The sequence below is a fragment of the Burkholderia mycopellens genome (genome assembly GCF_964265025.1).
GTDB lineage: Bacteria > Pseudomonadota > Gammaproteobacteria > Burkholderiales > Burkholderiaceae > Burkholderia.
This window is the reverse complement of the sequence record NZ_OZ183803.1, coordinates 154,033-180,476: the sequence shown is the minus strand read 5'-3', so window position 1 is coordinate 180,476 and position 26,444 is coordinate 154,033. Positions and strand designations below refer to the sequence as shown.

Below are 26,444 nucleotides of genomic sequence, written 5' to 3'. Positions count from 1 at the left end.
GTGCCTATAGGCGGGTTTGCCGCACTGACGTCCCCCTTCAGTTCAAGGAGCCAACAGATGATCGATCACCTTTCCTTCGGCGTCGCCCACATCGGCCGCAGCCGCGCGTTCTACGACAGCACGCTCGGCGCGCTCGGCTACAAGCGGCTGTACAGCGACGACGGCTCGATCGGGTACGGCGCGACCGAGCCGCAGCTGTGGTTGCAATATGCGCCTCGCCCCGTCGCCCCTGATCCCGACTCGGGGATGCACCTGTCGTTCAAGGCCGCTTCGCCCGTCGAGGTCGACGCGTTCTACCGCGCCGCGCTCGAGCACGGCGGCCAGGACAACGGCGGGCCCGGCAAGCGCGAGCACTACGGCCCCGGCTACTACGCGGCGTTCGTCGTCGATCCCGACGGGTATCGGCTGGAAGCGCATTGCGAACTCGACAACGTCGTGTGATCGAACCCGCGTACACCGCGTACAAACGGCAAGGGCCCGATTCCGCATTACGCGGATTCGGGCCCTTGGTTTTGACGCGTCAGCGTCAGCATCCGGTTTCCGGCGACCGCCTGCTGCGGTCGCTCAACGGGATCGCGGCTCGTTCGGTTAGTGTGCGCCGCGCGTGCGCTGCAACTGCTCGCCGAGCCCTTCGACGCCGAGGCGCACGATCTGGCCGGCCTTGAGGAATACCGGCGACGGCTTGATGCCCATGCCGACGCCCGGCGGCGTGCCGGTCGTGATCACGTCGCCCGGCTGCAGCGTCATGCAGCTCGACAGATAGGCGATCAGCTGCGCGACGGTGAACACCATCGTGTGCGTGTTGCCGTGCTGATAACGGTGGCCGTCGATTTCGAGCCACAGTTCGAGACGCTGCGGATCGGGCACCTCGTCGCGCGTGACGAGCCACGGACCGATCGGGCCGAACGTGTCGAAGCCCTTGCCCTTGTCCCACTGGCCGCCGCGCTCGAGCTGCCATTCGCGCTCGGACACGTCGTTGACGACGCAATAGCCCGCGACGTAATCGAGCGCGCGCGCTTCGTCGACGTCCTTGCAGGTCGCGCCGATCACGACGCCCAGCTCGACTTCCCAGTCGGTCTTGACCGAGCCCTTCGGGATGTCGATGCCGTCGTTCGGGCCGCAGATCGAACTCGTCCACTTGCCGAACACGACCGGCTCCTTCGGCACCGGCATGCCGGCTTCGGCCGCGTGATCGGCGTAGTTCAGACCGATGCCGATGAACTTGCCGACGTGCCCGATGCACGCGCCGATGCGCGGCTCGCCCGGCACGAGCGGCAGCGTGGCCGGATCGATCGCGCGCAACCGCGCGAGACCCGCGTCGGACAGCACGTCACCGGACAAGTCCGGCACATGCGCGGACAGGTCGCGAATCCGGCCGTCCGCGTCGAGAATCCCGGGCTTTTCCTGGCCGGACGGGCCATAGCGAAGCAGTTTCATCGTGGTCAACCTCTGTTGTCGAATGGGACAGGATTCCGGCCGACGCGGCCCTTCGCGGCCGCACGCCGGACTGATTGTCGATCGTCGATTGCGCGCGTCGGCGCCGCATCCGGCATGCCGTCGACACGCGAGGGTCGCGCGGGCGCAGCGATCGTGGCGCCGCACCGAAGTATGGCGCACATCGAACGGGCGGCCGCCGGTCTGCGCATCGGCGACGACGGCCCGGCACCCGCGACATGGTCCGGCCCGTACCGGCCGGCTTCATGCGCGGCCGCACCGTCGCTGGCCCGCCAACCTTTGTACCACCGGCCGTGCGCGATGAAATGACGCGCGACGGATACCGACTATTGGTGCGCCCGCGGACGCTGCGGCGCAGCATCGCGAATAGCGCCGCCGCCCGATTTCCTTTCGAACACCTTGAACCGGTGCCACCTGTTACAAATACCGGGTATTCGGGGCTTCCCTGTCATCCTGAAAATCAACTGATCCGTTCTTATCCGGTAACGATCGGTAAAAAGACGCTGCATTGCACACTAAATGTTTGTTGTTAAGCTCAAACGGCGGCCTTCGTTGCCACACGCGGGCTCGACACAAGCGGGTTGCAGAATTGGTCAGCGTGCGTCGCCAACCGACCGACGGCAATCCCCCAACCTCACACCGACAATGCAAACAACCAACGACCTGCTTCCCGGCTGCGACGCTCGGGAATCGATGGGCGCAATCGACCGCTATCGCGCGCCCGCGCTCGACAAGGGTCTCGACATTCTCGAACTCCTGTCGGAGCAGAAAGAAGGCCTCACCCGCACCGAAATCACGAAGGAACTCGGCCGTAACGCGAGCGAGATCTACCGAATGCTCGAACGCCTCGTCGCGCGCCGCTACGTGATGCGCTCGACCGGCGGCGACCGCTACACGCTCAGCCTCAAGCTGTTCTCGCTCGCGCACCGGCACCCGCCGATGAGCCGGCTCATTGCCGAGGCGTTGCCGCCGATGCAGCGTTTCGCCGACGCCTCCGAACAATCGTGCCACCTGTCCGTCTACGATCGCGGCAACCTGCTCGTGATCGCGCAGGTCGACGGGCCCGGCCCGTGGGGCGTGTCGGTCCGGCTCGGCTCGCGCGTCGGGCTCGCCGATACGGCATCGGGGCGCGTGATGCTGGCGTTCCAGGGTGCCGAGCAGCGCGCGCACATGCTCGTCGAGCACCGCAAGGTCAAGGGCGAAGCGCCGGTGAACGAGCAGGAACTCGCGTACGCGTGCCAGTCCATCCGGCAGGACGGTTACCTGCGCCAGGACAGCCGCCAGGCGTACGGCGTGACCGACCTGACCGCGCCCATCCTCGGGCCGTCCGGCCATGCGATCGCGGTGCTGACCTGCCCCTACATGCGCCGGATCGATACGCACTTGGCGCCGTCCGTCGACGCGGTCGTCGAAGGGTTGCGCGACACGGCCGCCCGTTTGTCGATGTGCCGCGACGAGACCTGCTGACGCTCAGGCTCGGCGGAGCGCACCGGGTATGGCGCCATTGCGCCGATCCCGGTCGCGCGCAACACCTGCGCGCGGCGCGACGCACGGTGCCATATCGTGCGCCCATGGCGCTACGCTAAAATAGCGGCCCTCTCAAAAACTACGGCGGCCGGTTGTCGCGGCCGTCGTGTCCGATGGATGTCATGGCCAAACTTCTGAACGATCAAGAATTCCAGCGTTTCTCCGAACTTCAGCAGAAGCAGGCAAGCTTCACGATCACGCCCGAAGAGGCGGACGAGCTGCGCGATATCGTCGCGCGCGCGCAAAAGAAGCGCGACGATCGCGCCGCCGCAATGCAGGCGATCGAGAACTACATCGAGCAGTTCGACATCACGCCCGACGAACTCTTCTCGCCCGAGCAGATCGGCGACGCGGCCCGCACCTACGGGCTCATCACGGCGACCAAGAAGGAACGCACGCTGCCGCCGTCGATCACGTTCAACGGCAAGCCGTACCAGTGGACCAAGACGCTTCCGGACGACGTGCGCGGCGCGCTGTTCGAAGCATTCACGTCCGGCGAATCGGTCAAGCGCTTCATCGCGATGCCGAAGGACACCGCGCGCTGTGCACTGACGATCGCCCGCCTCGAGCGCGAAACCGGCGCCGTCTATGCCGATCCGCACCTCGAGGAACTCGCGATTTCGCGCGACCAGGTGAACGACGCGGCATCGAAACTCGCTGCCTGAAGGTAGCCGCGGGCACGGTTCATGCGTGTCCGCCCCCTGCGTGACGCCGGCCTTGGCCGGCGCTGCGCTTGCGGGAACCGCGCGTCCGGATGCTCCCGAAAAGTCTCACCTTGGCATCCTGCAGGCGCTCACCCAAGCCTCCCGAAAAAGCTCACCCAGACTCCCGAAGACCCTCACCCGAGTCTCCCGGATGTTCTCACCGACACTTCCCGCAGATCCTCACCCATGCGCCCCGGAAAGGCTTCCCGATGCCTCCCGGAGACACTCACCGGCGCTTCCCGGGAAGGCTCACCGAGCGCTCCCGTATCGGCTCACCACCGCTATCCCGGAGAAGCTCACCGGCGGCTCCCGAAAAATCTCACCTTTTGGGCAAGTTCGAATTTTCGAGGGTGGAATGCGGCAGTCAATGCGTGCGGACACCTTGCGGAAAGCCGCGACGCGGGACGGATATCGCGGCGAGCGGTACGCGTCTCGCGGTGCCTGATCGGCGCCGTTTGCGCGTCGATATTTCCGTTGCGAACAGGCGCCGACACGTTCGCGGTTGCTTCGCTCGCCAGACAGGTTCGACTGCCCTGCATTCCTGTCTGAAACCATCCACAACGTGCCGGGAGGCGGAGGCATCGACTGCATGCAGCCTCTTCCGTGCGTCGCGCCGACGACACACGCTACGGCTGCAACTTCATCCTGAAGCCCACCACGCCCGGCTCCTCCGTCGTCGACACCGCAAACCCGCACGCCTTCGCCAGCGAGATCATCGCCGAGTTCTCGCGCAGCGCCTCGCCGATCATCCATGCGGTTCCGCGCGAGCGCGCGTAGTCGATGATGCGCGTCATCAACAGCCGGCCAAGCCCCTTGCCCTTCTGATCGGGTCGTACCGCGATCGCGAACTCCGCCGTCTCGTTGTCGGGATCGGCCACCGCACGCACCACCGCGAGCGTGTGGTCGCGCCCCGACACATCGGTGAACGACACGATGAACGCCATCTCACGGTCGTAATCGATCTGCGTCATGCGCGCGACCTGCGAATGATCGAAGCTGCGCACCGCACCGAAGAAACGCATCCGCAGATCGTCCGGTGTCATCGCGCCGAGCAGTTCGTTGTGCGCGGCCTCGTCCTCCGGACGGATCGGGCGGATCGTCACCGTCTCGCCGCGCCACTCGAGCGTCTGCTCGAGGTGACGCGGGTACGGCATGATCGCCAGCCGGCTGCGACCTGCCGCCAGCGTGATGCGCGGTGCGATCACCTGCGCGCGGTCGGACAGCACGCGCAGCGTGACCGACATCGCAACGACTTCGCGCACGTCGCAGACGACCTGCGACAGCGCCGTCAACGCGTCGAGCGTCGGCTCGATGGGCGTGCTGCGTGCATACGGCGAGCGCTCCATCACCGCGCGGGCGAGCACGGTGTTCAGCGGCGGCAAGCCATAGACGACGAACGGCGCCGATACGCCGTCCGCGGGCGGCACGGCATAGCGAAACACCGGGCCGAAGTTCGAATCGTCGTACATATCGACGGTGACATCGACGACTTTCCTCCCGGCCGGCTCGACGGCCGGCTCGCCCTGCAGGCCGAAATGGGACAGCCAGTGCAGCGCGGCTTCGCCGGTGATCTCATGCTGACCGGCTTCGACCATCCGGCGCGCATCGGCCTGCGCGGATGCAACGCACTCGGCCGGCTGCAGCGGCGTACCCTCCGGCGTTTGCATCAGCAGTTGCCGCCCGAGGTTGTAGTCGACGAGACGCGCATACGCGCGCGCGAGCCGCTTCGGCGTGGTATGCACGGGAATGCCGTTCGCGTGCAGTGCATCGCGCGTCGCCGCGTCGACCGCGCCGAAGAAACACGCGAGGATGCCGCGATGCGCGTACTGCCGTGATTCGATCAGCGCGTGCGCAACCGCATCGGCCGGCGCGCTGTGGGAAGTCGAATGGACGACGAACAGCGTGCCCGTTTGCGGGAACGGCGCGAGCGCCTTGAGCGCTGCGGCAAAATGCTCGGGGCGCGCATCGTCGCCCAGCGCCAGCGGATTGCCGGGTGACGCGAGATGCGGCAGCGCAGCCGACACGGCCGACGTGGCCGCGGGCGACCAGTCGGCCAGCACGTCGCGTACCTCGGCCACCGCATCGACCGCAAGTTTCGCGACACCCGCATCACTCGTCACGAGCGTGGCCGCGCCGCGCGCCGTGACGCGGCCGACGCCGAGCGTCTCGATCTCGTCGAGCAGATCGTCGAGCGCATCCACACGCACCATCCCCGCGCGCTGGAACGCCGCCGTATAGAGTGCGTCGCCGGGATCCGCGCGGCCGGTGCGCAATGCGAGCACCGGCTTGTTGCGTGCGGCCGCGCGCGCGGCCGACATGAACTTGCGCGCGGCGCGCACGGTATCGAGTTCGAGCAGGATCGCGCGCGTGCCGGGGTCGCTCGCGAGATAGTCGAGCACGTCACCCGCATCGACATCGGACTCGCCGCCGAGCGCGACGACATGCGAAAAGCCGAGGCCCCGTGCATCGGCCCAGCCGAGCACCGCGTTCGTCAGCGCATTCGATTGCGACACCCATGCGACGCCGCCCGATCGCGCCGTGTAGGCCGGCGCGCCGAAATGCGCATGCCGCGCAGGCGACAGCACGCCGAGGCTGCCCGGCCCGACGATACGGAGCACGAACGGCTTCGCCGCCTTCAGCGTGCGATCGAGCGCGGCGCGATCGGCGTCGGTGCGCGCCTCGCCGACGATCACCGCGGCGCGCGTGCCGAGCTCGCCGAGCTTGCGCACGATGCCGGCCCAGGTCGCGGGCGGCGTGCAGATCACGGCCACCGACGGCGGCGCGGGCAAGCGGTCGACATCGGAAACGACCGGATGCCCGTGCAGGTCACGATACTTCGGATTGACGGGCCACACGGGCCCCTCGAATGCACCTTCGAGCACGCGCGACCACACCATCGCGCCGATACTGCCCGCGCGCGACGACGCGCCGACGACCGCAACGGACTTGGGCTGGAACAACGCGTCGAGATGGCGAACGGTCACATCGGCTCCCTGCGGTAACGAAAGACGACCAGATCGGCATACGGCAAGGACAGGCCGTACGCCGATCGACGCGAACCCCAAGCATAGGCGAAGCGCATGCGGCTGCCTATATGCCGAACGGCCGACTGTTCGACCCACGTCAACGCTCGCACCATGGGCCTGCAACACGAGCACGGAAGCCATCGCCGCACGCAGGCCAAGCACATTCGCTCGGCGCACCCGGTGCAGGCATGCGGCGCGGCGCTTCGTCCGCTTCCTCAGAGGTGAGGATTTACAGGAGCCATGGTGAGTATCTTCGGGAAATGCCCGGCGCCACGCGCAAACACGCGAAAGGTGATCGGAATTCGCTGCACGCGTGCACCGCGAGAATGGCGCAGGCCAATGCGCATGTGCTGCGCAATTGCACGGCTGTTTACCGGAATTCGCCGCGATATGCCGTCGAATCGCAGCGAATACGCAAAACGTGATTCGTTAATTGCGCGGTGTCGCCGTTCAATACGCCATCGGGAATCGCGCCGGGAATGCACAAAAACAAAACGGTGCGACGGCCGCATGGCCGTTCGCACCGTCAGTCAGTACGCGAAAGGTGAGGTTTTTCGGGAGTCAGTCCTTGATCAGGAAACGTGCGCGGTTCTTGCCGAGCCACGTCGGCGCGCGCCCGCGGCCACTCCACGTTTCGCCCGTCTTCGGGTTCAGGTATTTCGGCGGCGACGTACGCTTCGGCTTTGCTCTGGCAGCGGCCGCGCTCACCGGACGAAACCCGAGCTCTTCCGGCGTGATGTCGTATTCCTCGATTTTCGCGCGGATATCGGCAATCGCATCGGCAATCGCCTTTTCGCGTTCCTTGTCGATCTTTTGCTGAAGCCGTTCGAGCTGCGCGGTCAGTTGCCTGTAGGTCGCCATATCGATGGGACTCCGTGAGTGTTATTCGTGAAAAATAGATGACTCTCAGCCAACAGTAAAACGCTTCGCCCGATCGTGGTTTCCTCGGCGGGTTATCTCGGGATCAATAACCGCTCTTCTTCTTGCACGCGAAGAGAAGATTTCGCGTGCCGTCATCACTCGATTGCTGCAGCACTTCGAAATCCCCGTTGCAGATCGCCCGGGCGTTGTCCGTGCAATTGCTCCAGTCGCTACCGGTGCATTGCACCTGGGTAGTCGGACGCCCGTCCGAAGTGAACAGCGGCGCGCTGCCGCCACACCCGCCGAGCCCTGCAACCAGAGCCAACACGATGGCCGCCCGAGGCCGCCGACAGACCGACGCAAGCATGTGTTTCATCGTTGTTCCCGTCAACCTTTTTTTGAATGTCGCGAGTATGCCATGCGCAGCCCTTCGGCCGTCAGTTCGGCGTACGGCCGGGTTGCCCGCGCGCCTTGTACGGCAAGCTCTTGCGTGGATCGTCGGTGATGCGAACGAACACCTGCTCGACGTCGGGAAGCGCCTCGAGTTCGCGCTGCAACGCCTGCCGATCAAACACCGTGTCGGCACATCCTTCGACATAGATGAAACGTCGCTGCACGGTGATCCACAGGCTCGTGCCATGCAGCCGATCGGAGCCGGCGAAGTGCGCCTTCACGGCGTCGGCGATCGGTGCGTCATACATATAAGAATTCGGCTTCGTGCAGCGATGCGCGAGCCAGCAGGTGGTGCCGCGTTCGGCGCGGTAATGCGCGTCGTCCGTCATCTCGGCCCGGGTCATCCACGGGCCGAGCGGCAACGGGCATTCGGCCACGTCCCGCGACAGCGCGATGAACGGATCGTTGTACCAGTTGCGCCGCGCCTCGGGCGCGTCGGTGTCGCCGGACTGCGCGAACGCGGAGGTCGCCAGCAATAGGGGCAGCCAAGCCGCGATGCCGATCCGTTTCATCGTGATCTCCTGTTCGATGCTTCGCGTCGAAGCGCGTCGGTTTTGCCGATCGGCTTACCGGTCGATGCCCAGCGCCGCCAGTTTCTTGTACAGCGTCGCGCGGCCGATCCCGATGCGCGCGGCCGCTTCCACCACCTTTCCGTCGCAGGCCGCGAGCGCATCGGTCAGGAACTGGCGCTCCCACGCCGCCAATGCATCGGCATACGAGGCGGCCGGCGCAGCAGGCACCTCGCCCACGCGCCGTTCGACCGGCGACGCGGCCAGCGGCCGAGCCGGTACGGCACTCTCCATCGATACGCGCACCGGCCCAAGGAACGGCGCGAGCGCACGCGCATCGATCACCGACCGGTCCGACAGCATCAGCGCGCGTTCGAGCGTATTGCGCAACTCGCGCACGTTGCCCGGCCACGGATACGCGCACAGCATCCGCAGCGCATCGTCGGTCAGCTCGCAATGGGCGGCGCGCCCGTGCTGCGCGGCCAGTTCCTCGAGCGTCGCGTAGACGAGCGCCGCGATGTCGGACGCGCGCTCGCGCAGCGGCGGCGCGTGGATCGTCAGCACGTTCAGCCGGTAATAGAGATCCGCGCGAAAACGCCCGGCCGCGACCAGCGCCGGCAGGTCGGCGCTGGTGGCAGCGATGATCCGGACGTCCGCGCGCACGATCCGGTTCGAGCCGACCGGCTCGAATTCCTTGTCCTGCAGCACGCGCAGCAGCTTGCCCTGCAGCGGCAGCGGCATGTCGCCGATCTCGTCGAGAAACAGCGTGCCGCGATCGGCCAGCTCGAACTTGCCGACGCGCCCCTTGCGATCGGCGCCCGTGTAGGCGCCGGGCGCCGCGCCGAAGAATTCGGTTTCGAGCAACGTGTCGGGAATCGCGGCGACGTTGACGGTCACGAGCGGCTGGAGCGCACGCGCCGACGCCGCGTGAATCGCATGCGCGAGCAGTTCCTTGCCGGTGCCCGTCTCGCCGAGCAGCAGCACCGGCGAATCGACCTGCGCGGCGCGGCGCGCCTGGCGCTTGGTTTCGAGGCTCGCGGCGCTCGTGCCGACGAAGCTCGCGAACGTGTATTTTGCGCGGCGCGCCTGCGCGAGCGAACGCTGCGTCGCGATCAGTTGCTGCTGAAGCTGTGCGTAGCGGGAGAAGATCGGCGTAAGCGTCTTCAACTGGTCGAACAGCGCGAAGCCGATCGCGCCGACCGTCTCGCCCGCCTCGTTCTTCAGCGGCAGGCGCGTGACGACGAGCGGCTCGCGGCCCGTCTCCATGATGTCGAGCAGGATCGGCTGCCCGGTCGAGACGACCTCGCGCATCAGGCTGTTCGGGATCACGGCCTCGCAGTCGAGGCCGACGGCCTGCTGCGGATCGGCGAAACCGAAGCGCGCCGCGTACCGCTCGTTCATCCACACGACGCGCGCATCGCGATCGACGACCACCGTGCCCGCACTCGAATCCTCGAAGGTCCGGAACAGCGACTCGGCGGCGCGCCGCAGCACGTCGCCGTAGTTGACGGGCAGGCGGGCCCAGTCGTTCATCATCGTGTCTTCGTCTCCGTGTATTTTCGACCGGTTGTCTCCAGAACGAGACGGATTATCTCACTCTGGAGACATGCCGCAAGGCGTTGTCCGGGAAAGCCCTGCCCGATTCCACGGGCTGGCCGGACGGCCATTTCGTCTCCGGATGGAGACGTTTTATGTAGAATCCTCAGACAACGACCGGTGCGGGCCCTCCGGTCTCCGGCGGACCCACGTCCGGCGGCGCAATCCGGCCGATGGCACGAAACCTGCACGAACCTGAGCCGGTCCGCGACGCGTCGCGCGATCGAACAACTATCAAAGCCATTAGGAGACTCCCCTTGTCTTTCGTGATCGTCCTCGCCGCGCTGGCGTTCCTGATGTACGCCGCGTATCGCGGCTACAGCGTGATCCTGTTCGCGCCGATCGCCGCACTCGGCGCGGTGCTCCTGACCGAACCCGCCGCCGTCGCACCGGTCTTCTCCGGCATCTTCATGGAGAAGATGGTCGGCTTCGTCAAACTGTATTTCCCGGTATTCATGCTCGGCGCCGTGTTCGGCAAGGTGATCGAACTGTCCGGGTTCTCCGAATCGATCGTTCATGCGGCGATCCGCTACATCGGCCGCTCGCGCGCGAATGCGGTGATCGTCGCGGTATGCGCGCTGCTCACCTATGGCGGCGTGTCGCTGTTCGTCGTGGTGTTCGCGGTGTATCCGTTCGCGGCCGAACTCTATCGCCAGAGCAACATTCCGAAGCGGCTGATGCCCGGCGCGATCGCGCTCGGCGCGTTCTCGTTCACGATGGATTCGCTGCCCGGCACGCCGCAGATCCAGAACATCATCCCGACCACGTTCTTCAAGACGACCGCCTGGGCCGCGCCGGCACTCGGCACGATCGGCTCGCTGTTCATCGTCGTCGTCGGCCTCTCTTATCTGGAATGGCGCCGCCGCTCGGCGATGGCGAAGGGCGAAGGCTACGGCACGTCCCTCGTCAACGAGCCGGAGCGCGTCGAGGCGACGTCGCTGCCGCACCCGGCGCTCGCGATCCTGCCGCTGATCCTCGTCGGCGTGTCGAACTTCCTGTTCACGAAGCTGATCCCGCAGTGGTACGGCGCCGCGTCGTACACGGTCGCGCCGGACGTGCTACCGGGCGTGCACACGCCGGTGACGACGTCGATCAAGACCGTCGTCGCGATCTGGTCGGTCGAGGCCGCGCTGCTGCTCGGCATCGTGCTGGTCGTACTGACCGCGTTCAATCGCGTCAGCGACCGCTTCGCGGCCGGCTCGAAAGCTGCCGTCGGCGGCGCATTGCTCGCCGCGATGAACACCGCGTCGGAATACGGCTTCGGCGGCGTGATCGCCGCGCTGCCGGGCTTCCTGGTCGTCGGCGATGCGCTGAAAAGCATCCCGAACCCGCTCGTCAACGCGGCCGTGTCGGTCAGCTCGCTCGCCGGTATTACCGGCTCGGCGTCGGGCGGCATGAGCATCGCGCTCGCCGCGATGTCGGACCTGTTCATCAAGGGTGCGCAGGCCGCCAATATCCCGCTCGACGTGCTGCACCGGGTCGTCGCGATGGCGAGCGGCGGCATGGACACGCTGCCGCACAACGGCGCGGTGATCACGCTGCTCGCGGTCACGGGCCTCACGCACCGCGAGTCGTATCGCGACATCTTCGCGGTCACGATCATCAAGACGCTCGCGGTGTTCTTCGTGATCGCCGTGTACTACACGACGGGGCTCGTGTAACACCCGCCCCAGCGGCCCACCTCCGGGCCGCTGTCCGCCGGCTGCGCACATGCGGCCGGCTTCTCCTCCGCTCCCCCCTTTTTTGCCGGGCGCCGTCCAGGCGCTCTCGCCGGCTCACGCATTGTTGTCCGCAGCAGAACACTACGTTGGGCGTAGCGGCATTTTTCACGAATCGAGCGAGGCCTACACTGCTTTCGACGGTCGCCGTATGCGATCGGCGCCGTCGAAAACCTGGAGGTATCCGCTCATGAATCCACTGATCCGCACCATCGCCCTGGCTGCCGCATTCGCCGCTCCCCTCGCCGCGTACGCGCAAGCCAACCAGCCGCTCACACGGGCCGAAGTTCATGCTGAAGTGGCTGCATTGAGAAAGGCCGGCTTCCAGCCGAGCGACTGGTTCTACCCGGCCAGCATTCAGGCCGCCGAGGCGAAGATCGCACGGCAGCAGGGTGCGCCGCGGGCCACGGGCGCCGGTTACGGCAATCGCGGCGCGTACGCCACGGGCCAATAGCCCGGTTTCGCATCCGCCGGCTGCGTGCGCGTCAGCGCCACGTTCCCGGCCCGCGCAGCGCGCACCGCGCCGCCCGCTCAGCGCGGCTCGATGCTCGCTTTCGCGTAGGACTCGCGTTCCAGTTCGAGTATTTCCGCGCACAGCTGCAGGTGCGTGCCGGGCGGCGCGACGACGTGCCGCTTCAGTTCCGCCAGCACCTGCTCCGACAGTTCGCGCTTGACGTCGGTCGTGCGGCCGCTCAGCACCGCGAGCTTCGCGTGGACGAACGCGCGCGGCGCGGACGACGTGCCGACCGCGAACGTATCGAACCGCAGCGCGCGGCTCTTGATGTCGCGTTCGTCGAAATGGCCAGACGCGGCAAGCGCGGCATTGAGCGCGCGCAGGGTCGCGCCGGCGTCGAACCCGTCGAGGTTCGCGGAATATTCGAGCGTCAGGTGGGGCATGGTGTCGGTGGCCTCGCTGGTATCGGGAAAAGCGCCGGACGGCATCCCGAAAGCCTGCGCAGCGCCACCGGATGCTATGCCTTGACCGGCTGGATCAGGCGCACGCAGGCGCTTGCCTGCGGATCGCCGGCGCGCAGTTTCCCACAGATGCCGTCGAACTGCTTCGCGATCGACCTGACCGATGCATCGTGTGCACCGCTGCCGCGCCAACGGTTCAACTGCGTGACGACCTTGGTCAGCGCGCGCAGGTTCGCGCCGTAGAACGCGTCGCGCGTCTTGTCGGCCTGCGCGAGCACGCTCGCGGCGATCCCTTCGATGCGCGCCGAATCGTCCGGCGCCAGTTCGACCGCATTCGCAAAATAGGTCGCGCCCCAGCGCAGTTTCGTCGCCGGCCCGCTCGCCGAGTCATATGCCTTGCGGTACCAGTCGAGCGCCGCGGCCTTGTCGCCGCGCGCCTTCGCATTCGCGGCCAGCCCGGACATGAAGTAGTACGGCGTGGACGAGCGCGGCAACTCGGCCTTCAGCAACGCATCCGACTCGTCGTACAGCCCTGCGTCGGTCAGCGTGTCCGCGCCTTCGCTGACGAGCGCCTGCCGCTCGTACGCATTCGCGGCGCCCTGCACCGACGTGGCGATCTGTTTGCGCGCGGCGTCGGCCAGTGCCGGCGCGGCCAGCGGTGCCCCCTTGCGTGCATCGCCGCGCGCGAGCAGTACGCGGCCGTGCAGCGCCATCAGCCGGTCGATCGACGACAGCGTCGTGTCGGTCGACAGGCGCGCAAGCGCCGTGTCGTACGCGCCGCGCAATTTCGCGCGCTGCGCGTCGTCCCCGCCGAGGTACGCGACCACGCGCGCGGGCGCCGCAACCAGCACGTCCGAATCGGCGCGCGACAACGCAGGATCCTGCAGCACCGTGCGCAATGAACCGGCAAGCGCCGCCTTGTCGAGCGCGCCGGCCTGCGCCGGATCGTCGGACGCGGCGACCACGGCCGACTTCAGCGCGAAGCGCGCCGATTCGGCCTTCGCACCGGCCGCCCGCGCGCGTTGCGCGAGCGACTGCAGCGTCTCGGCGACGCGATCCGCCGCCACCGGCAGCGCGCCGTCGGTATCCCACGAATAGTCGGCCAGCAGGCGCCATTCGTCCGGCGTCAGCGACGCGCCATTCTTCAGCGCGGTCGCGAGCGTCTGCCGCACCGGGTGCGCGGCCGTCATCCCGAGCGACAGCGCCTGCATGTAGCGATCGAGATCGGCTTCGCCCGGCAGCCGCGTCACTTCGGTGCCGTCGGGACGGAACAGGATCATCGTCGGATAACCGTGCACCTTGAAGCGCTCGCCGAGCTTCTGCGCGCTTTCGGTATCGCCGTCGAGATACACGGGCACGAAGAACGACGAGCGGGTCTTGAATGCCTGCTGGCTGAAGATCGTCGACTTCACCTGGTTGCACGACGGGCACCAGACCGCGCCCCAGTAGAGCAGCAGCGGCTTGCCGGTGCGCTTCGCCAACGCGAAGGCGGCGTCGACGTCGCCGTGCTGCCACGCGATGCCGGGCGGCAGGTGCGCGCCATCAGACGATGCGCTCGCCACCGGGGCGCCAGTGGGCGTAGCAGCGGCAAACGCCGCACCCGCGGCGGCGAGCAGGCAGGCGGCAGTCAGATTCCGGAGAGCGGTTTTCATCGAAGCGGGTCCGTTGAAAGAGACGGTTGCGGGAAGGCGCGGCGCGCGAAGCGATGGCTGTGAAGCAACCGCCATGAAGCGATGACGATGAAGCCAGCCGGCGTGCAACGCCGCGCAGGATCGTTACGGAAAAGCGCACGCCGGCCGAGGCGACCGGCAAATCGTTCAACGATATGACGGGCACGGCCGGGAGAAAACGAACGAATTCTCGAATGAATATGACGCGCGGCATCGCGGCCGCGCGTGCCGTCGGATACGCGTCGGCCGAGCCTTCACTGTCGCGCCTTGATCCGCGCCATGTGATACACGGACGCATGCACGCCGTCGCGCAATGCATAGCCCGGCGATTCACCCTCGATCCGGAAGCCATGCTTCTCGTAGAGCGCGTTCGCCGCGCGGTTGTCGGTGAACACGGTCAGCTCGAGACGCGTGATGTTCAGCCAGTTTTCCGCGAGGTCGATCGCGGCCGCGAGCAACCGGCTGCCGACGCCGCGCCCGTGATACGCCGCGTCGACCATCATGCCGAGCCCCGCCGCATGACGCCGGCGCGGATTCTGTTCGGGATGCAGGCCGAGATGGCCGACCACCGCGCCGTCGATTTCGGCGACGAGGCTCACGCCGTGCTCGCGTGCGCCTTCGAGCCGCTTCTGCCATTTCTCGAGCGACGGAAACGGATACTGCAACGTATTCGCGTACACCGCGGGATGCGCGGCGATCTGCCGGATCGCGTCGACGTCGCGCGTCTCGCTGTGCCGGATCGTGATGTCGGTCATGGGTGGGCCGGTTCCGAAAAGTCGCGCCAGTCGCGCGGACTGCGCACGTGCGCAGCAACAGATCGAGCTTATCCGATTTCACGCATTTGAAACACGGGTGTCATGCGATGCCGTTGCACCCGCAACGACACGCGATCGCGCCACGCCACCGCGAACAGGAAAAATCCGACCGATTCCGCACACTGCAATCGGTAATTCCCGACCCGCTTCCTTCGCGCATCGCTTTCCGATCGATCGTTGCGTACGCAACGTCACGCGCGCGACATGCGATGCCATGTCTTCATCCCGTCGCCGTCACGCCGCCTCCCTAGACTGGGCGCCGCCCAATCCGGCATGCACCGGGCCCGCGCGTGCCGATGTGGGGGATGTCGCCGTGGAGCCGCGGATCGGCGCGTACCGCCGCGCGGTGTGCGGCGACCTGACGAGCGCGTTCAACTTCCGCTCGCCGAACCACGAACCGCTGCCGACGCTCGCGGGCCATACGACGAAAAGCCAGGTGACGCGCTGAGCGCCGCGCAACAGGCCGCGCCGAAGATCGTGCCGCCGGCCGTGCCGTCGCTGCCCGCGCAGGCGACCGGCATGCGCCCGTCGCGCGCTGCCTTACGAACTGCATGCGAGCGCGCGTACCGATGCCGGCAACGGCACGGTCACACTGAAGTTCGCAAACACGGGACGCGCCGCCGCCGTGTTCCACGTCGATGACTCGCTGCAGCTCAACCGCCTGCCGCAGCGCTACGTCGTCGAACCGGGCAAGACACTGCACGGCGACTGGGCCGCGGGCGCCGACCATGGCGGTAAATATGACCTGTGGGTACTGTGCCCGAATGGCTGTCACCGCCGCTTCGCCGGCGACCTCGGCCGCCTGGCCGGTACACGCGCGCCGCATCCGGAAGTGCGCGTCGGCCATGCGGGCGCGAGCGGCAACCTCCATCCGCGGCTGCGCAACCACGGCGGCGGCACGGCGCGCTTCACCGTGAAGTCGAACCCGGTCTACGGGCCGCCGTCCGGCCGCGGCGCACACGACGATCGCGGTCATGGCCACGGCAACGAGGACGGCAACAGCCAGGGCCGCGGCCTCGATCACGGCACCGGTACCACGTGGACGGTCACGGTGCGCGCCGGGGACGGGGCCGAGCTGCACCGGAAACTCGACTCAACCGGCCACGGGTACGACTTCATCGTCATCGCGGACAGCGACGCAAGTTTCCCGCGCCGCGTCGCGCGCCGCGTCGAAACCGGCCGCCACTCGGTCAGCGACCCGGCGATGGGACTTGCCGAGCGCTTCTGATGCCGCCGCGGCGACCCGCGTTGCGCCACGCGTCGCCGCCCGGGCCGGCCCGGCCGCGAACGGCGGCCAGGCGCCGGCCGCGCTTGCGCCCGATCCGGCGCAAACGCCCGCCCCGCGCGGCTCAAACATCAGAAGGATCGATGCTTCAGCCCTCATTTCGCCCCACGAAAATGCTCCGAATTGCGGCCCGTTCGCGTTAAACTGCGTCAAGCTGTATTCAACAAAGACATCTTCACCACGACGGCATCCACGATACGAGGATAGGTTCGATGCGCACTACCGGCTCATCCGGGGCAATGACCCTGCTCACCGAACACGACCCGGCCGACGGCCGCGAATTGCGCTCGCTCCGGCTCGAAGCAACCGGCGACGGCAAGAGCGTGCTGCTGATCGAGATCGACGAACGCAAGCCCGGCATCCACCGCGAAGTCCGCTACGAGATCACGCCGGCCGAACTGATCGCGGCGATCCGCTCGCACGGCGCCGAGCTGCCCGGCGAAAACCACGGCGCAGCGTCGCTCGCCCGCACCTCCTCCTGATTGGATTTCGGACGGTGAGCCGCGCGCAGGTCGCCGGCTCACCGACATCCCCCTGCCGCCGTCAGGCGCTTTGCGTTATTCCCGCCGCTGACTTGAAAAAGGCCGATAATCGGCCCATCTGCGTGCCTTCCGCACGCTTTTCCTCTTCGGTCAGCCGTCATGCTCCTCCGCGACCTCGTCGCCCAATACGGGCCGCTTCTCGTCTTCGCCAACGTACTCGCGGCAGCCATCGGGCTGCCGGTGCCCGCGATGCCGACGCTCGTGCTGTTCGGCGCGATGTCCGCGATGCATCCGGCGATGATCGGCTCGCAACTGGTCACGGTGGTCGCGCTGTCGGTGCTCGGCGCACTGATCGGCGACACCGTGTGGTATCTCGCCGGCCGGCGCTTCGGCGGCACGACGCTGAAGACGATCTGCCGGCTGTCGCTGTCGCGCGACAGCTGCGTGAAGAAAACCGAGCGCTTCTTCGGCCGCTACGGCGTGCGCGTGCTCGCCGTCGCGCGCTTCATTCCGGGGCTGTCGCTCGTGTCGGTGCCGATGGCCGGCGCGTTCGGCACACGCTATCGCACGTTCGTCGGCTACGATGCGCTCGGCGCCGCGCTGTGGACGATCGTCGGGCTGGTGATCGGAATGATGTTCTATCGCCAGATCGACTGGCTGTTCGCCGGTGCGGGCCAGCTCGGCCGCGTGGCGCTGCTGGCGGCCGTCGCGGTGCTGGCGGTGTACGCGGCGATCCGCTGGATGCGCCGCCGCGCACTGATCCGCCAGCTCGCGAGCGCGCGAATCGGCGTCGACGAGCTCGACGCGATGCTGCGCGATACAGGCGCGCCGGTGGTCCTCGACGTGCGCTCGCCCGAGCACCGCAAGCTCGACCCGTTCACGATTCCCGGCGCGCAGTTCGCGGACGAACGCCAGATCGGCGACATCGTCGAGCGCTATCCGTTCACGCAGAAGTTCGTCGTGTACTGCTCGTGCCCGAACGAGTTCACGGCCGCGTTGATGGCGAAGCGCCTGCTCGACGCCGGCTTCACCGATGCGCTCGCGCTGCGCGGCGGCCTCGATGCATGGCGCGATACGGGCCGCCAGCTCACGTCGCTCATGGAAGACATGCCCGCTGCGAACGATCCGGTCGCGGGGCTGCACAAGCCGGCCTGATCGTTTCGATCGAAGGCCGGCCGTGCGAGGCGGGGGCGCATGCGCCCCCTGCGATCAGAACGCGTGCAGCGGCAGGTTCACGACCAGGCGGTACTCGGTGTTCGTCGCGTCCGAGTAGTGTGCCGAACCGGCGTGCCACATTGCGATGAACGTGACCTTCGTGTCCTTCAGCTTGCCGCTCTGGAACGTGTACGACGGGATGAAGCCGAACTCGTGGTGACGGCCCTGCACCGGCGCGCCGTTGCTCCAGTAGATGCTCGACTTGCTCGGGTCGTTCGCCGCGCCCGCGCTGCCGTCCGCCCCCCAGCCCGTGACGCCCCAGACCATCGCCTTGAAGCCCGGCAGGCCCGCTTCCTTGCCGTAGAACGTGTAACGCAGCTGCAGCGACTTTTCGTGCGGCGCGTTGTAGTCGACGTCCATCGAGTTGGTCAGGAAGATGCCGTTCGTTTCGTTCAGGTAGTCGAAGAACTGGTCGCCGAGCACCTGCTGGAAGCCGAGCAGCAGCTCGTGCGGGCCGTGCTGCGCGGCCAGCGACAGGCTGTACGCGTTGTTGTTGATCTTGCCTTGCAGCGCATCGCCCGTGTCGTGCGTCGAGTAGACGTTGCCGAAGCCCGTCCACTTGATCGTCTGCGGGCTGCCGATGCTGTGCTTCACCGACGCGTAGTACTGGTGCCACACGTCGTCAGCCTGGTTCGCGTACAGCGCGATTTCGCCGTTCGGCGAGTAATCCCACGTGCCGCCGACGTACGACAGGCGGTTGATGCGTGTGCCGCCGTATTGCGTCGTCAGGTTGGTGAGCGTCGTGTGACCGCGCGCGTCGGTCTTCGTGAAGCTGCCGGCCTCGAGCATCACGTTCTTGAATTCATTGCTGACGAGAGTCGCGCCGAGGAACGTCGGCGGCAGCGCGCGGTTGTCGTGCTGCTCCATGAACGGGTTGTCGACGGCCTGCAGACCGTACTTGACCACCGTGTTCGAGATGCGCGCCTTCACGTCGTAGATGCCGGGATAGGCCCATGCGAGCTGGTTGCCGCCACCGCCGCCCTTCGCGATGTGCACCATGCTGCCGGCGCCCTGGCCGCCGTCGAGTTTCAGCGCCGCATACAGCGACGCGTCGAAACCGATACCGATCAGGCCCGTCGTATAGCCCGACTCGAAGTTCGCCATCGCGCCCTGCACCCACGCGTGGCGATGCGGGCCGCCCTTGGCGTCGAGCACGTCCGCATAGTTGCGGAACAGGAAGTCGAGATGGCTGTCGGCAATGAAGCCCTTCGACTTCGACTGCGCCGACGGCTCATCGGGCGGCGTAACGGCCTGGGTTGCTTCGGCGTTGACAATGGCGTTCGGGGTCGTTGCCTGAGCAACGGTTGCGCCCGGCGCGGCCTGTGCGACCGTCAGCGGTGCGGGGGCCGCGTCGTCTGCGTGCGCGACGCCCGTCAGCGAGACACCGGCGAGTGCCGGCAACCCCCATGCGAGCAGCATTTTCGATGCCGTCCCGATCGTTTTCTGTTTTTTCATCGTCATTCTCGTCTTGTGTTGATATCGTCCACGCCGGTTGCGATCCGCTCCCGGCCCCCCGGCGCGCCCGGTTAAGGACGCGCCTGTACCCGCGGCGCGAAGATCGTTCGCGCCGCACCTACCCCTGTTGACCTGCCTTGGTTATGTTTGCTGCGTCACTTCAGCTCACGCCACACCCGCGCGGATGCACGCGACACGCGCGGCCGACCCCTGCCGAACTTCCGGCAGCGGCACGTCCTGCGCGCACGCTTCGATCGCGACCGGGCAGCGTGTGCGGAACGCGCAGCCGGACGGCGGGTTGAGCGGCGAGGGCATCTCGCCCGCCAGCAGCATCGGACGGCGAGCACGCTCGCGCGCCGGCTCCGGCGTCGGCGCCGCATCGAGCAGCGCCTTCGTGTACGGGTGCTGCGGCACGCCGTACACGTCATGCCGCGTGCCGAACTCCATCACGCGGCCGAGATACATCACGAGCACACGCTGGCTGATGGCCTTCACCACCGCCAGATCGTGCGCAACGAATAGATAGGACAACGACAGTTCGCGTTGAAGGTCGCGCAGCAGGTTCACGATCTGCGCCTGGATCGACACGTCGAGCGCCGATACGGGCTCGTCGCAGATCACGAGCTTCGGCTCGCCGATCAGCGCGCGTGCGATGCCGACGCGCTGGCACTGGCCGCCCGAAAACTCGTGCGGATAGCGCAGCAGGTGATGCGCGTTCAGGCCGACGCGTTCGAGCATCGCGACCACGCGGCGGCGCACTTCGGTGCGGCCGAGGCCGGCCTGGTGCGTGACGAGCGGCTCGGCGACGACCTGCTCGATCGTCATGCGCGGATCGAGCGACGCGAGCGGATCCTGGAAGATCATCTGCACTTCGCGCCGCATCGCGTTGCCGCGCAGGTGATCGGGCTCGACGGCTTCGCCGCGCCATTTCACGGCGCCGGCCGTCATCGGCACCAGGCCGATCAGCGCGCGCGCGAGCGTCGACTTCCCGCAGCCCGATTCGCCGACGAGCCCGACCGTCTCGCCGCGCTTCACGTCGAACGACACGCCGTCGACCGCGCGCAGCGTCCCCTTAGGCGACCACGGATAGCCGCCGAGCGGCACGCGAAAATGCACTTTCAGACCATCGACGGACAGCAGCGTGTCGTCCGTCGCGCCGGCTTGGCGGCGTTCATCGACGCTCATCGCAGACCTCCCGTCAGATCGGCCACCGGGCGGTGGCACGCGCGCACCGCGCCCACGGGGCCATAGGTTTCGAGCACAGGGCGCGCGGAGCCACAGCGTTCTTCCGCATACGTGCAGCGCTTCGCGAACGCGCAGCCGGCCGGCGCGGTGCCGGGCATCGGCGGATTGCCGGGAATCGCGACGAGCGGCGCATCGTCCGCGTCGGTCAGGCGCGGCAGCGCGTTGAGCAGGCCGATCGTGTACGGATGCGACGGCGCCGCGAAGATCGAATCGGCCGGCGCGTATTCGACCGTGCGGCCCGCATACATGACCATCACGTCGTCCGCGAGGCCGGCGACCACGCCCATGTCGTGCGTGATCAGCACGATCGCGGTGCCGCGCTCGCGGTTCAGCTCGCGCAGCAGGTCGATGATCTGTGCCTGCACGGTCACGTCGAGCGCGGTGGTCGGCTCGTCGGCAATCAGGATTTCCGGCTCGGACAGCAGCGCCATCGCGATCATCACGCGCTGGCGCATGCCGCCCGAGAACTCGTGCGGATACATGCGGATGCGGCGTGCCGCGTCGGGGATGCGCACCGATTCGAGCGCCTCGATCGCGCGCTTCGTGGCTTCCCTGCGCGACAGCTTGCGATGCAGCTGCAGCGTCTCGGTCATCTGCCGCTCGATCGTCAGGAACGGATTGAGCGACGTCATCGGATCCTGGAAGATCATCGCGATCCGGTCGCCGCGCACCTTGTTCAGCGCGCGCGTATCCATCTCGAGCAGGTTGTCGCCGCGATAGCGCGCAACGCCCGTCGTCGTGCCGTTGCCGGCCAGCAGGCCGAGCAGCGCCATCACGGTCTGGCTCTTGCCCGAGCCCGATTCGCCGACGATGCCGAGCGTCTTGCCGGCTTCGAGCGAAAACGACACGCCGCTCACGGCGTCGACCGGCGGTGCGTCCTTGCGCGTGAAGCGCACGCCGAGGTTGTCTACTTCCAGCAGTGCAGCCATTTCAGCGATCCTTCGGGTCGAGCGCGTCACGCAGGCCATCGCCGACGAAGTTCACGCAGTAAAGCGTCACGCACAGCATGACGGCCGGAGCCAGCAGCAGCCACGGCATCGATTCCAGTTTCTGCGCGCCGTCCTGGATCAGCACGCCCCAGCTCGTCATCGGCTCCTGCACGCCGAGGCCGAGGAACGACAGCACCGATTCGGTCAGCACGATGCCCGGCACCGAAACAGTTGCATACACAACGACCACGCCGAGCAGGTTCGGCACGATGTGACGCAGCACGATCGACGTCGGCGTCACGCCGATCGCGCGCGCCGCATCGACGAACTCGCGGCTGCGCAGCGACAGCGTCTGGCCGCGCACGACACGCGCCATGTCGATCCACGAGAACGCGCTGATGGTCAGCACGACCAGCATGAACGAGCGGCCGAACAAGGTCATCATCAGGATCGCGATCAGCAGGTACGGGATCGCGTACATCATGTCGACGATGCGCATCATCACGGAGTCGACGCGGCCGCCCGCGAAACCCGCGGTGGCGCCCCATGCGACGCCGAACAGGCCCGACACGAGCGTGCCGAGCAGGCCGACCTCGATCGACACGCGGCCGCCGATCAGCGTACGTACCAGCAGGTCGCGGCCGAGCTCGTCGGTGCCGAACCAGTGCTGGTTCGCCCAGGTCGGCGGCAGGCTGATCGAGCCCCAGTCGCTCGCGGCGGGATCGGCCGCGAGCAGCCACGGGCCGACAAAGCATGCGAGCGTGATCAGCGCGAGCAGCACGAGGCTGAACACGGCCGCGCGGTTGTGAAGGAAGCGCGCCATCGCAAGCGCGAGCGGCGAGCGCGAACGCGGCGGCGAGTCGGTCTGCACGGGCAGGCCGACGACGGGAGTAGTCGGAGTCATCGCTGTGCCTCGCTCAATAACGGATGCGCGGATCGAGCCACGCGTACGCGAGGTCGACCAGCAGGTTGAACAGCACCGCGCAGACGGTCGTCAGCACGACGAGGCCGAGCACCAGCGTGTAGTCGCGGTTGATGGCGCCGTTCACGACGAGCTGCCCGAGCCCCGGCAGCGCGAACACCGATTCGGTGACGACGGCCGCCGTGATCGACGAGATGCAGACCGTGCCGAACAGCGACACGACCGGCATCAGCGCGGGCTTCAGCGCGTGGCGCAGCACGATCGTCGAGCCCGGCAGGCCCTTCGCGCGCGCGGTGCGGATGTAATTGCTCGACAGCGTCTCGATCATCGAGCCGCGCATCACGCGTGCGAGCAGCGACATGTTGATGAAGGTCAGCAGCACGATCGGCAGCAGCCGGTACTGCCAGCCGCCGTCGCCCCAGCCGCCCGCCGGCAGCCAGCCGTTGCCGGCCGAGGTTTTCAGCAGGATCGCGAAGATCCACACGAGCACCGGGCCGAGCACGAACGGCGGCACGACGTTGCCGATGTTGCCGATCAGCATCACGACGCGGTCGATGAAGCTGTCGCGGCGCACGGCCGCGACGGTGCCGAGCAGCACGCCGAGCCCGATCGAGATCGGGATCGACACGCCGCCTACGCCGAGACTCACCGGCAGCGCCTTGCGCACGAGATCGTTCACGGACCAGTCGACATAGCGGAACGATGGACCGAGATCGCCGTGCAGCAGCGCGTTCAGGTACATCAGGTACTGCTTCCACAGCGGCTGGTCGAGGTGGTACTTCGCGTTCAGGTTCGCGAGCGTTGCCGCGGAAAGCTGCTTCTCCGTATCGAACGGGCCGCCGGGTGTGAAGTGCAGCAGCAGGTAGCAGACGGTGACGACCGCGAGGATCGTCGGCACCGCCCACAACGTGCGTCTCAGTGCGTAGGCCAGCATGATCGCTCCGCTCAGTGCTTGATCAGGTACATGTCCTGCGAAGCACGCATGTCGATCACGTTCTTCAGCGAGTAGCCGCCCACATACGGCTTCACGAGCCGGTCGGCCGAGTACTGGAACAGCGGCACCATCGGCGTGTCGTTCAGCGCGAGGTCGTGTGCCTGCGTGAGCAGCGCGGCACGCGCCTTGTCGTCGAGCTTCTGGTTGCCTTCGTCGACGAGCGCATCGGCCTGCTTGTTGCAGTAGCCGACGGTGTTCTGCGCGCTGCCGCAACGCAGCAGGTCGAAGAACGTCATCGCGTCGTTGTAATCGGCGAACCAGCCGTCGCGCGCGATCTGCACCTTGCCGTCATGCCGCTCCTTCATCAGCACCTTGAACTCGACGTTCTCGAGCTTGGTGTTGATGCCGAGCTTCGTGCGCCATTCCGACGCGGCGAACAGCGCAACCTTCTTGTGCAGGTCGTTGGTGTTGTAGGTCAGCGTAAACGACAGCGGCTTCGCATCCGAGTAGCCGGCCTGCTTCAGCAGGTTCTTCGCGTAGTCGACGCGCTTGGCCATCGGCCACGACGCCCAGTCCGGCGTGAACGGCTGCACGCCCTTCGTGCCGTTCGGCATCAGCCCGTACATCGGCTTTTCGCCGGCCTGCGTGAGCTTCGAGGTCAGCACGTCGCGATCGAGCACCATCGACAGCGCCTGGCGCACGCGCTTGTCCTTGAGCGCCGGATCGTTGTTGTTCAGGTAGTAGTAGTACGTCGCGAGCTGCAGGCCCTGGCGCAGTTCGCCGCCGAACTGCTTGCTGACCTGCTGGAAGATCCCCGACGGAATCGAGTAGCTGTAGTCGATCTGGCCGGCCTGGTACATGCGCATCGCGGTCTCGTCGCTCTCGATCGGCAGGTACGTGACCTTGTTGATCACGACCTTCGGCGCGTTCCAGTACTTCGCGTCCTTCGAGATCACGATACGGTTGTTCGGCTGCCAGTCGACCAACTGGAACGGGCCGTTGCTGACGATGTTCCCCGGGCGCGTCCACGCGTCGCCGAGCTTCGTCACCGTGTCCTTGTTCACCGGGGCGAGCGGCACCATCGCGGTCAGCTCCGGGAAGAACGCGACCGGCACGTCGGTCGTCACCTCGAGCGTGTACGGGTCGATCGCACGCACGCCGAGCGTCGACGGCGCGGCCTTGCCGGCGATGATGTCCTTCGAGTTCTTCACGAACTCGACGAGGATCGTGTATTTCGAGCCCGTCTTCGGATCGACGAGGCGCTGCCACGCATAGACGAAATCGGCGGCCGTCACCGGCTGGCCGTTGCTCCACTTCGCGTCGTGGCGAAGCTTGAAGATCCACGTCTGCGGCGTCTTTCGCTCCCACGACAGCGCGACGCCCGGCACGACCTGGCCGGCCGCATCGATGCGGGCCAGCCCTTCGAACAGGTCGAGGCCGATCGTGTTGCCGGTCCACGACTCGATGTGCGCGGGGTCGAGCGACTCGACTTCGGCGGGCACCTGTCGCGTCAGGTCCTGTTGAGGAGCGAGCGTGACGTACGACGGAACGGTAACGGCGTGGGCGGCAGGCGTCAGGGCGAGCGCGGCCAGCACGGCCGACATGGCATGCAAGGATTTCATCGTGGCGGTCTTGAGAAGGGTTGTTCGGTGAGCGTCGCGCGGCGGATGCCGCGGCTTACGCTTGAGACGCTGACGGGTGCAGCGATTGAGGAGGCCCGTGATTCTCGTATTGCATTTTAGTATTCCTTACGTTTCTTTCGACAGGCATTCCGTCTTCGAAACGAAGGAATACCTGTGCGTTAGAACAGCCTTGGCGTACCCACCCAGACCACCACCGACTCGATCTTCGCGGTGTTGACCCAGCTATGCGGGACCGTCGACTGATAATGCGAGCTGTCGCCGGCCTGCAGGACGAATGTCTTGCCTTCCAGCGTCAGCGACACTTCCCCTTCAATCACATACAGGAACTCCTCTCCTGCATGTGTCGTCACCTCAGACCGCTTCTGCCCCGGCGGCATCCTCACGAGGATCGCCTCCAGCTGGCGCCCTTCGGATACGTTCGTCAGCCTCGCGAACAGGTTCGCCGAATCGGCAAACCCGAAGAAGCGCAGCTGCTCGCCGCGGCAAACCGAGCGTTCCTCGCTCGGCGTATCCACAAAGTACTGCACCGTCACACCGAGCGCGTGCGCGATACCGGCCAACGATGTCAGCGACGGCGACGCGAGCCCGCGTTCGACTTGAGACAGAAACGGCTTCGAAATCCCCGCGGCGGTAGCGGTGTCGTCGAGCGTGCGCTTGAGTCGTTGGCGCAACGCGCGAATCTTGCTGCCCAGAGCGGCGGGAGCGTCTGCCGACCGCGAGTTTTCAGTGGGGGGAACCATAGCAGGCCGAAAAGTAGTCGTCAAAAAATGTTTGATGGAAAATAACTAAGTTAGAACGATATAGCTTAGTCTTCGGGTTCGCCCACGTCTTCGGTGTTGAGCCCGGTGCACTAAACGGGACACGAAGCGAGCGAAATGACGCGCTATCTTGCCAGACTCGCCGGCTTCACAGGCAAGCTGCAAGCGGCTCTCCGGGAATCTTCGGAGGGCCGGCACGAAAGCTTACAAATAGATGATGAGACGAATGTTCCTGAAAGCTGCTGCCGCATTGGGAGTTTCCCTAAGTGGCAGATACGTGACGCACCGGACCGGCAGCCGTTACCATGCGCGCGCCGGTCGGGGCCC

23 protein-coding genes and 1 pseudogene are annotated in these 26,444 nt (G+C 66.7%); 8 read left to right on the top strand and 16 right to left on the bottom strand.

The window, feature by feature from the left end; all coding sequences use genetic code 11:
* Window positions 1-57 precede the first annotated feature (57 nt).
* Complete coding sequence (locus ACPTTC_RS19110) at window positions 58-441, top strand: VOC family protein (protein WP_226197364.1); 384 nt, start codon at window positions 58-60, stop codon at window positions 439-441.
* Between the two features lie 147 nt (window positions 442-588).
* Here the strand turns inward: ACPTTC_RS19110 and ACPTTC_RS19105 are convergent, their stop codons facing one another.
* Complete coding sequence (locus ACPTTC_RS19105) at window positions 589-1,437, bottom strand: ureidoglycolate lyase (RefSeq protein ID WP_423393485.1); 849 nt, start codon at window positions 1,435-1,437, stop codon at window positions 589-591.
* Window positions 1,438-2,100: 663 nt separating this feature from the next.
* Here ACPTTC_RS19105 and ACPTTC_RS19100 point away from each other — a divergent pair.
* Entirely contained in the window at window positions 2,101-2,922 is an 822-nt protein-coding gene (locus tag ACPTTC_RS19100) for an IclR family transcriptional regulator (protein WP_423393484.1), read from the top strand.
* Window positions 2,923-3,095: 173 nt separating this feature from the next.
* On the top strand, window positions 3,096-3,647 hold the full coding sequence (locus ACPTTC_RS19095) for a hypothetical protein (protein ID WP_034181621.1): 552 nt from the start codon (window positions 3,096-3,098) through the stop codon (window positions 3,645-3,647).
* A gap of 665 nt (window positions 3,648-4,312) precedes the next feature.
* On the opposite strand, the gene ACPTTC_RS19090 is transcribed toward ACPTTC_RS19095, so the two are convergent.
* The 5 genes from ACPTTC_RS19090 to ACPTTC_RS19070 all read right to left on the bottom strand — a co-directional run bounded on the left by ACPTTC_RS19090 (window position 4,313) and on the right by ACPTTC_RS19070 (window position 10,071).
* A complete protein-coding gene (locus ACPTTC_RS19090; protein WP_423393483.1) occupies window positions 4,313-6,670 on the bottom strand; it encodes a GNAT family N-acetyltransferase in 2,358 nt (785 codons plus the stop codon).
* A 603-nt stretch (window positions 6,671-7,273) separates the two neighbouring features.
* The gene (locus ACPTTC_RS19085; protein WP_423393482.1) at window positions 7,274-7,573 is read right to left on the bottom strand and encodes an H-NS family nucleoid-associated regulatory protein; all 300 of its coding nucleotides are present in this window, start codon (window positions 7,571-7,573) and stop codon (window positions 7,274-7,276) included.
* Window positions 7,574-7,676: 103 nt separating this feature from the next.
* The gene (locus ACPTTC_RS19080) at window positions 7,677-7,949 is read right to left on the bottom strand and encodes a hypothetical protein (RefSeq protein ID WP_226197358.1); all 273 of its coding nucleotides are present in this window, start codon (window positions 7,947-7,949) and stop codon (window positions 7,677-7,679) included.
* Window positions 7,950-8,010: 61 nt separating this feature from the next.
* The gene (locus ACPTTC_RS19075; RefSeq protein WP_423393481.1) at window positions 8,011-8,538 is read right to left on the bottom strand and encodes a BON domain-containing protein; all 528 of its coding nucleotides are present in this window, start codon (window positions 8,536-8,538) and stop codon (window positions 8,011-8,013) included.
* Between the two features lie 54 nt (window positions 8,539-8,592).
* Complete coding sequence (locus ACPTTC_RS19070) at window positions 8,593-10,071, bottom strand: sigma-54 interaction domain-containing protein (RefSeq protein ID WP_423393480.1); 1,479 nt, start codon at window positions 10,069-10,071, stop codon at window positions 8,593-8,595.
* A 317-nt stretch (window positions 10,072-10,388) separates the two neighbouring features.
* Between ACPTTC_RS19070 and ACPTTC_RS19065 the strand changes: the two genes are divergently transcribed.
* Together ACPTTC_RS19065 and ACPTTC_RS19060 are read left to right on the top strand one after the other, a co-directional pair.
* The gene (locus ACPTTC_RS19065; RefSeq protein ID WP_423393479.1) at window positions 10,389-11,792 is read left to right on the top strand and encodes a GntP family permease; all 1,404 of its coding nucleotides are present in this window, start codon (window positions 10,389-10,391) and stop codon (window positions 11,790-11,792) included.
* A 247-nt stretch (window positions 11,793-12,039) separates the two neighbouring features.
* Window positions 12,040-12,303, top strand: a complete 264-nt coding sequence (locus ACPTTC_RS19060; RefSeq protein ID WP_423393478.1) for a DUF4148 domain-containing protein — start codon at window positions 12,040-12,042, stop codon at window positions 12,301-12,303.
* Window positions 12,304-12,380: 77 nt separating this feature from the next.
* Here the strand turns inward: ACPTTC_RS19060 and ACPTTC_RS19055 are convergent, their stop codons facing one another.
* The 3 genes from ACPTTC_RS19055 to ACPTTC_RS19045 form a co-directional block, all read right to left on the bottom strand.
* Entirely contained in the window at window positions 12,381-12,746 is a 366-nt protein-coding gene (locus ACPTTC_RS19055; protein ID WP_423393477.1) for a 5-carboxymethyl-2-hydroxymuconate Delta-isomerase, read from the bottom strand.
* 74 nt (window positions 12,747-12,820) lie between these two features.
* Complete coding sequence (locus tag ACPTTC_RS19050; RefSeq protein ID WP_423393476.1) at window positions 12,821-14,416, bottom strand: thioredoxin family protein; 1,596 nt, start codon at window positions 14,414-14,416, stop codon at window positions 12,821-12,823.
* Between the two features lie 272 nt (window positions 14,417-14,688).
* Window positions 14,689-15,189: a GNAT family N-acetyltransferase gene (locus ACPTTC_RS19045; protein WP_423393475.1), complete on the bottom strand. Its 501-nt coding sequence runs from the start codon at window positions 15,187-15,189 to the stop codon at window positions 14,689-14,691.
* Window positions 15,190-15,521: 332 nt separating this feature from the next.
* On the opposite strand from ACPTTC_RS19045, the pseudogene ACPTTC_RS19040 reads away from it, so the two are divergent.
* The 3 genes and pseudogenes from ACPTTC_RS19040 to ACPTTC_RS19030 all read left to right on the top strand — a co-directional run.
* Window positions 15,522-16,477: pseudogene (locus ACPTTC_RS19040) on the top strand (phospholipase domain-containing protein); the annotation flags it as partial.
* A gap of 269 nt (window positions 16,478-16,746) precedes the next feature.
* On the top strand, window positions 16,747-17,016 hold the full coding sequence (locus ACPTTC_RS19035) for a hypothetical protein (RefSeq protein WP_011353737.1): 270 nt from the start codon (window positions 16,747-16,749) through the stop codon (window positions 17,014-17,016).
* Between the two features lie 159 nt (window positions 17,017-17,175).
* The gene (locus ACPTTC_RS19030; RefSeq protein WP_226197351.1) at window positions 17,176-18,171 is read left to right on the top strand and encodes a DedA family protein/thiosulfate sulfurtransferase GlpE; all 996 of its coding nucleotides are present in this window, start codon (window positions 17,176-17,178) and stop codon (window positions 18,169-18,171) included.
* Window positions 18,172-18,225: 54 nt separating this feature from the next.
* Here the strand turns inward: ACPTTC_RS19030 and ACPTTC_RS19025 are convergent, their stop codons facing one another.
* The 7 genes from ACPTTC_RS19025 to ACPTTC_RS18995 all read right to left on the bottom strand — a co-directional run bounded on the left by ACPTTC_RS19025 (window position 18,226) and on the right by ACPTTC_RS18995 (window position 26,099).
* Entirely contained in the window at window positions 18,226-19,686 is a 1,461-nt protein-coding gene (locus ACPTTC_RS19025; RefSeq protein ID WP_423393474.1) for an OprD family porin, read from the bottom strand.
* Between the two features lie 165 nt (window positions 19,687-19,851).
* The gene (locus ACPTTC_RS19020) at window positions 19,852-20,871 is read right to left on the bottom strand and encodes an ABC transporter ATP-binding protein (RefSeq protein WP_226197349.1); all 1,020 of its coding nucleotides are present in this window, start codon (window positions 20,869-20,871) and stop codon (window positions 19,852-19,854) included.
* Window positions 20,868-21,860 (bottom strand): ABC transporter ATP-binding protein, encoded by a 993-nt coding sequence (locus ACPTTC_RS19015; protein WP_423393473.1) that lies wholly within the window; start codon window positions 21,858-21,860, stop codon window positions 20,868-20,870. The genes ACPTTC_RS19020 and ACPTTC_RS19015 overlap by 4 nt, the downstream gene beginning before the upstream one ends.
* A gap of 1 nt (window position 21,861) precedes the next feature.
* On the bottom strand, window positions 21,862-22,764 hold the full coding sequence (locus tag ACPTTC_RS19010; RefSeq protein ID WP_175952682.1) for an ABC transporter permease: 903 nt from the start codon (window positions 22,762-22,764) through the stop codon (window positions 21,862-21,864).
* Window positions 22,765-22,777: 13 nt separating this feature from the next.
* A complete protein-coding gene (locus ACPTTC_RS19005; RefSeq protein WP_175952683.1) occupies window positions 22,778-23,716 on the bottom strand; it encodes an ABC transporter permease subunit in 939 nt (312 codons plus the stop codon).
* 11 nt (window positions 23,717-23,727) lie between these two features.
* Window positions 23,728-25,338, bottom strand: a complete 1,611-nt coding sequence (locus tag ACPTTC_RS19000; RefSeq protein WP_423393472.1) for a peptide ABC transporter substrate-binding protein — start codon at window positions 25,336-25,338, stop codon at window positions 23,728-23,730.
* Window positions 25,339-25,517: 179 nt separating this feature from the next.
* On the bottom strand, window positions 25,518-26,099 hold the full coding sequence (locus ACPTTC_RS18995; RefSeq protein ID WP_175952685.1) for a cupin domain-containing protein: 582 nt from the start codon (window positions 26,097-26,099) through the stop codon (window positions 25,518-25,520).
* Window positions 26,100-26,444: the final 345 nt, after the last annotated feature.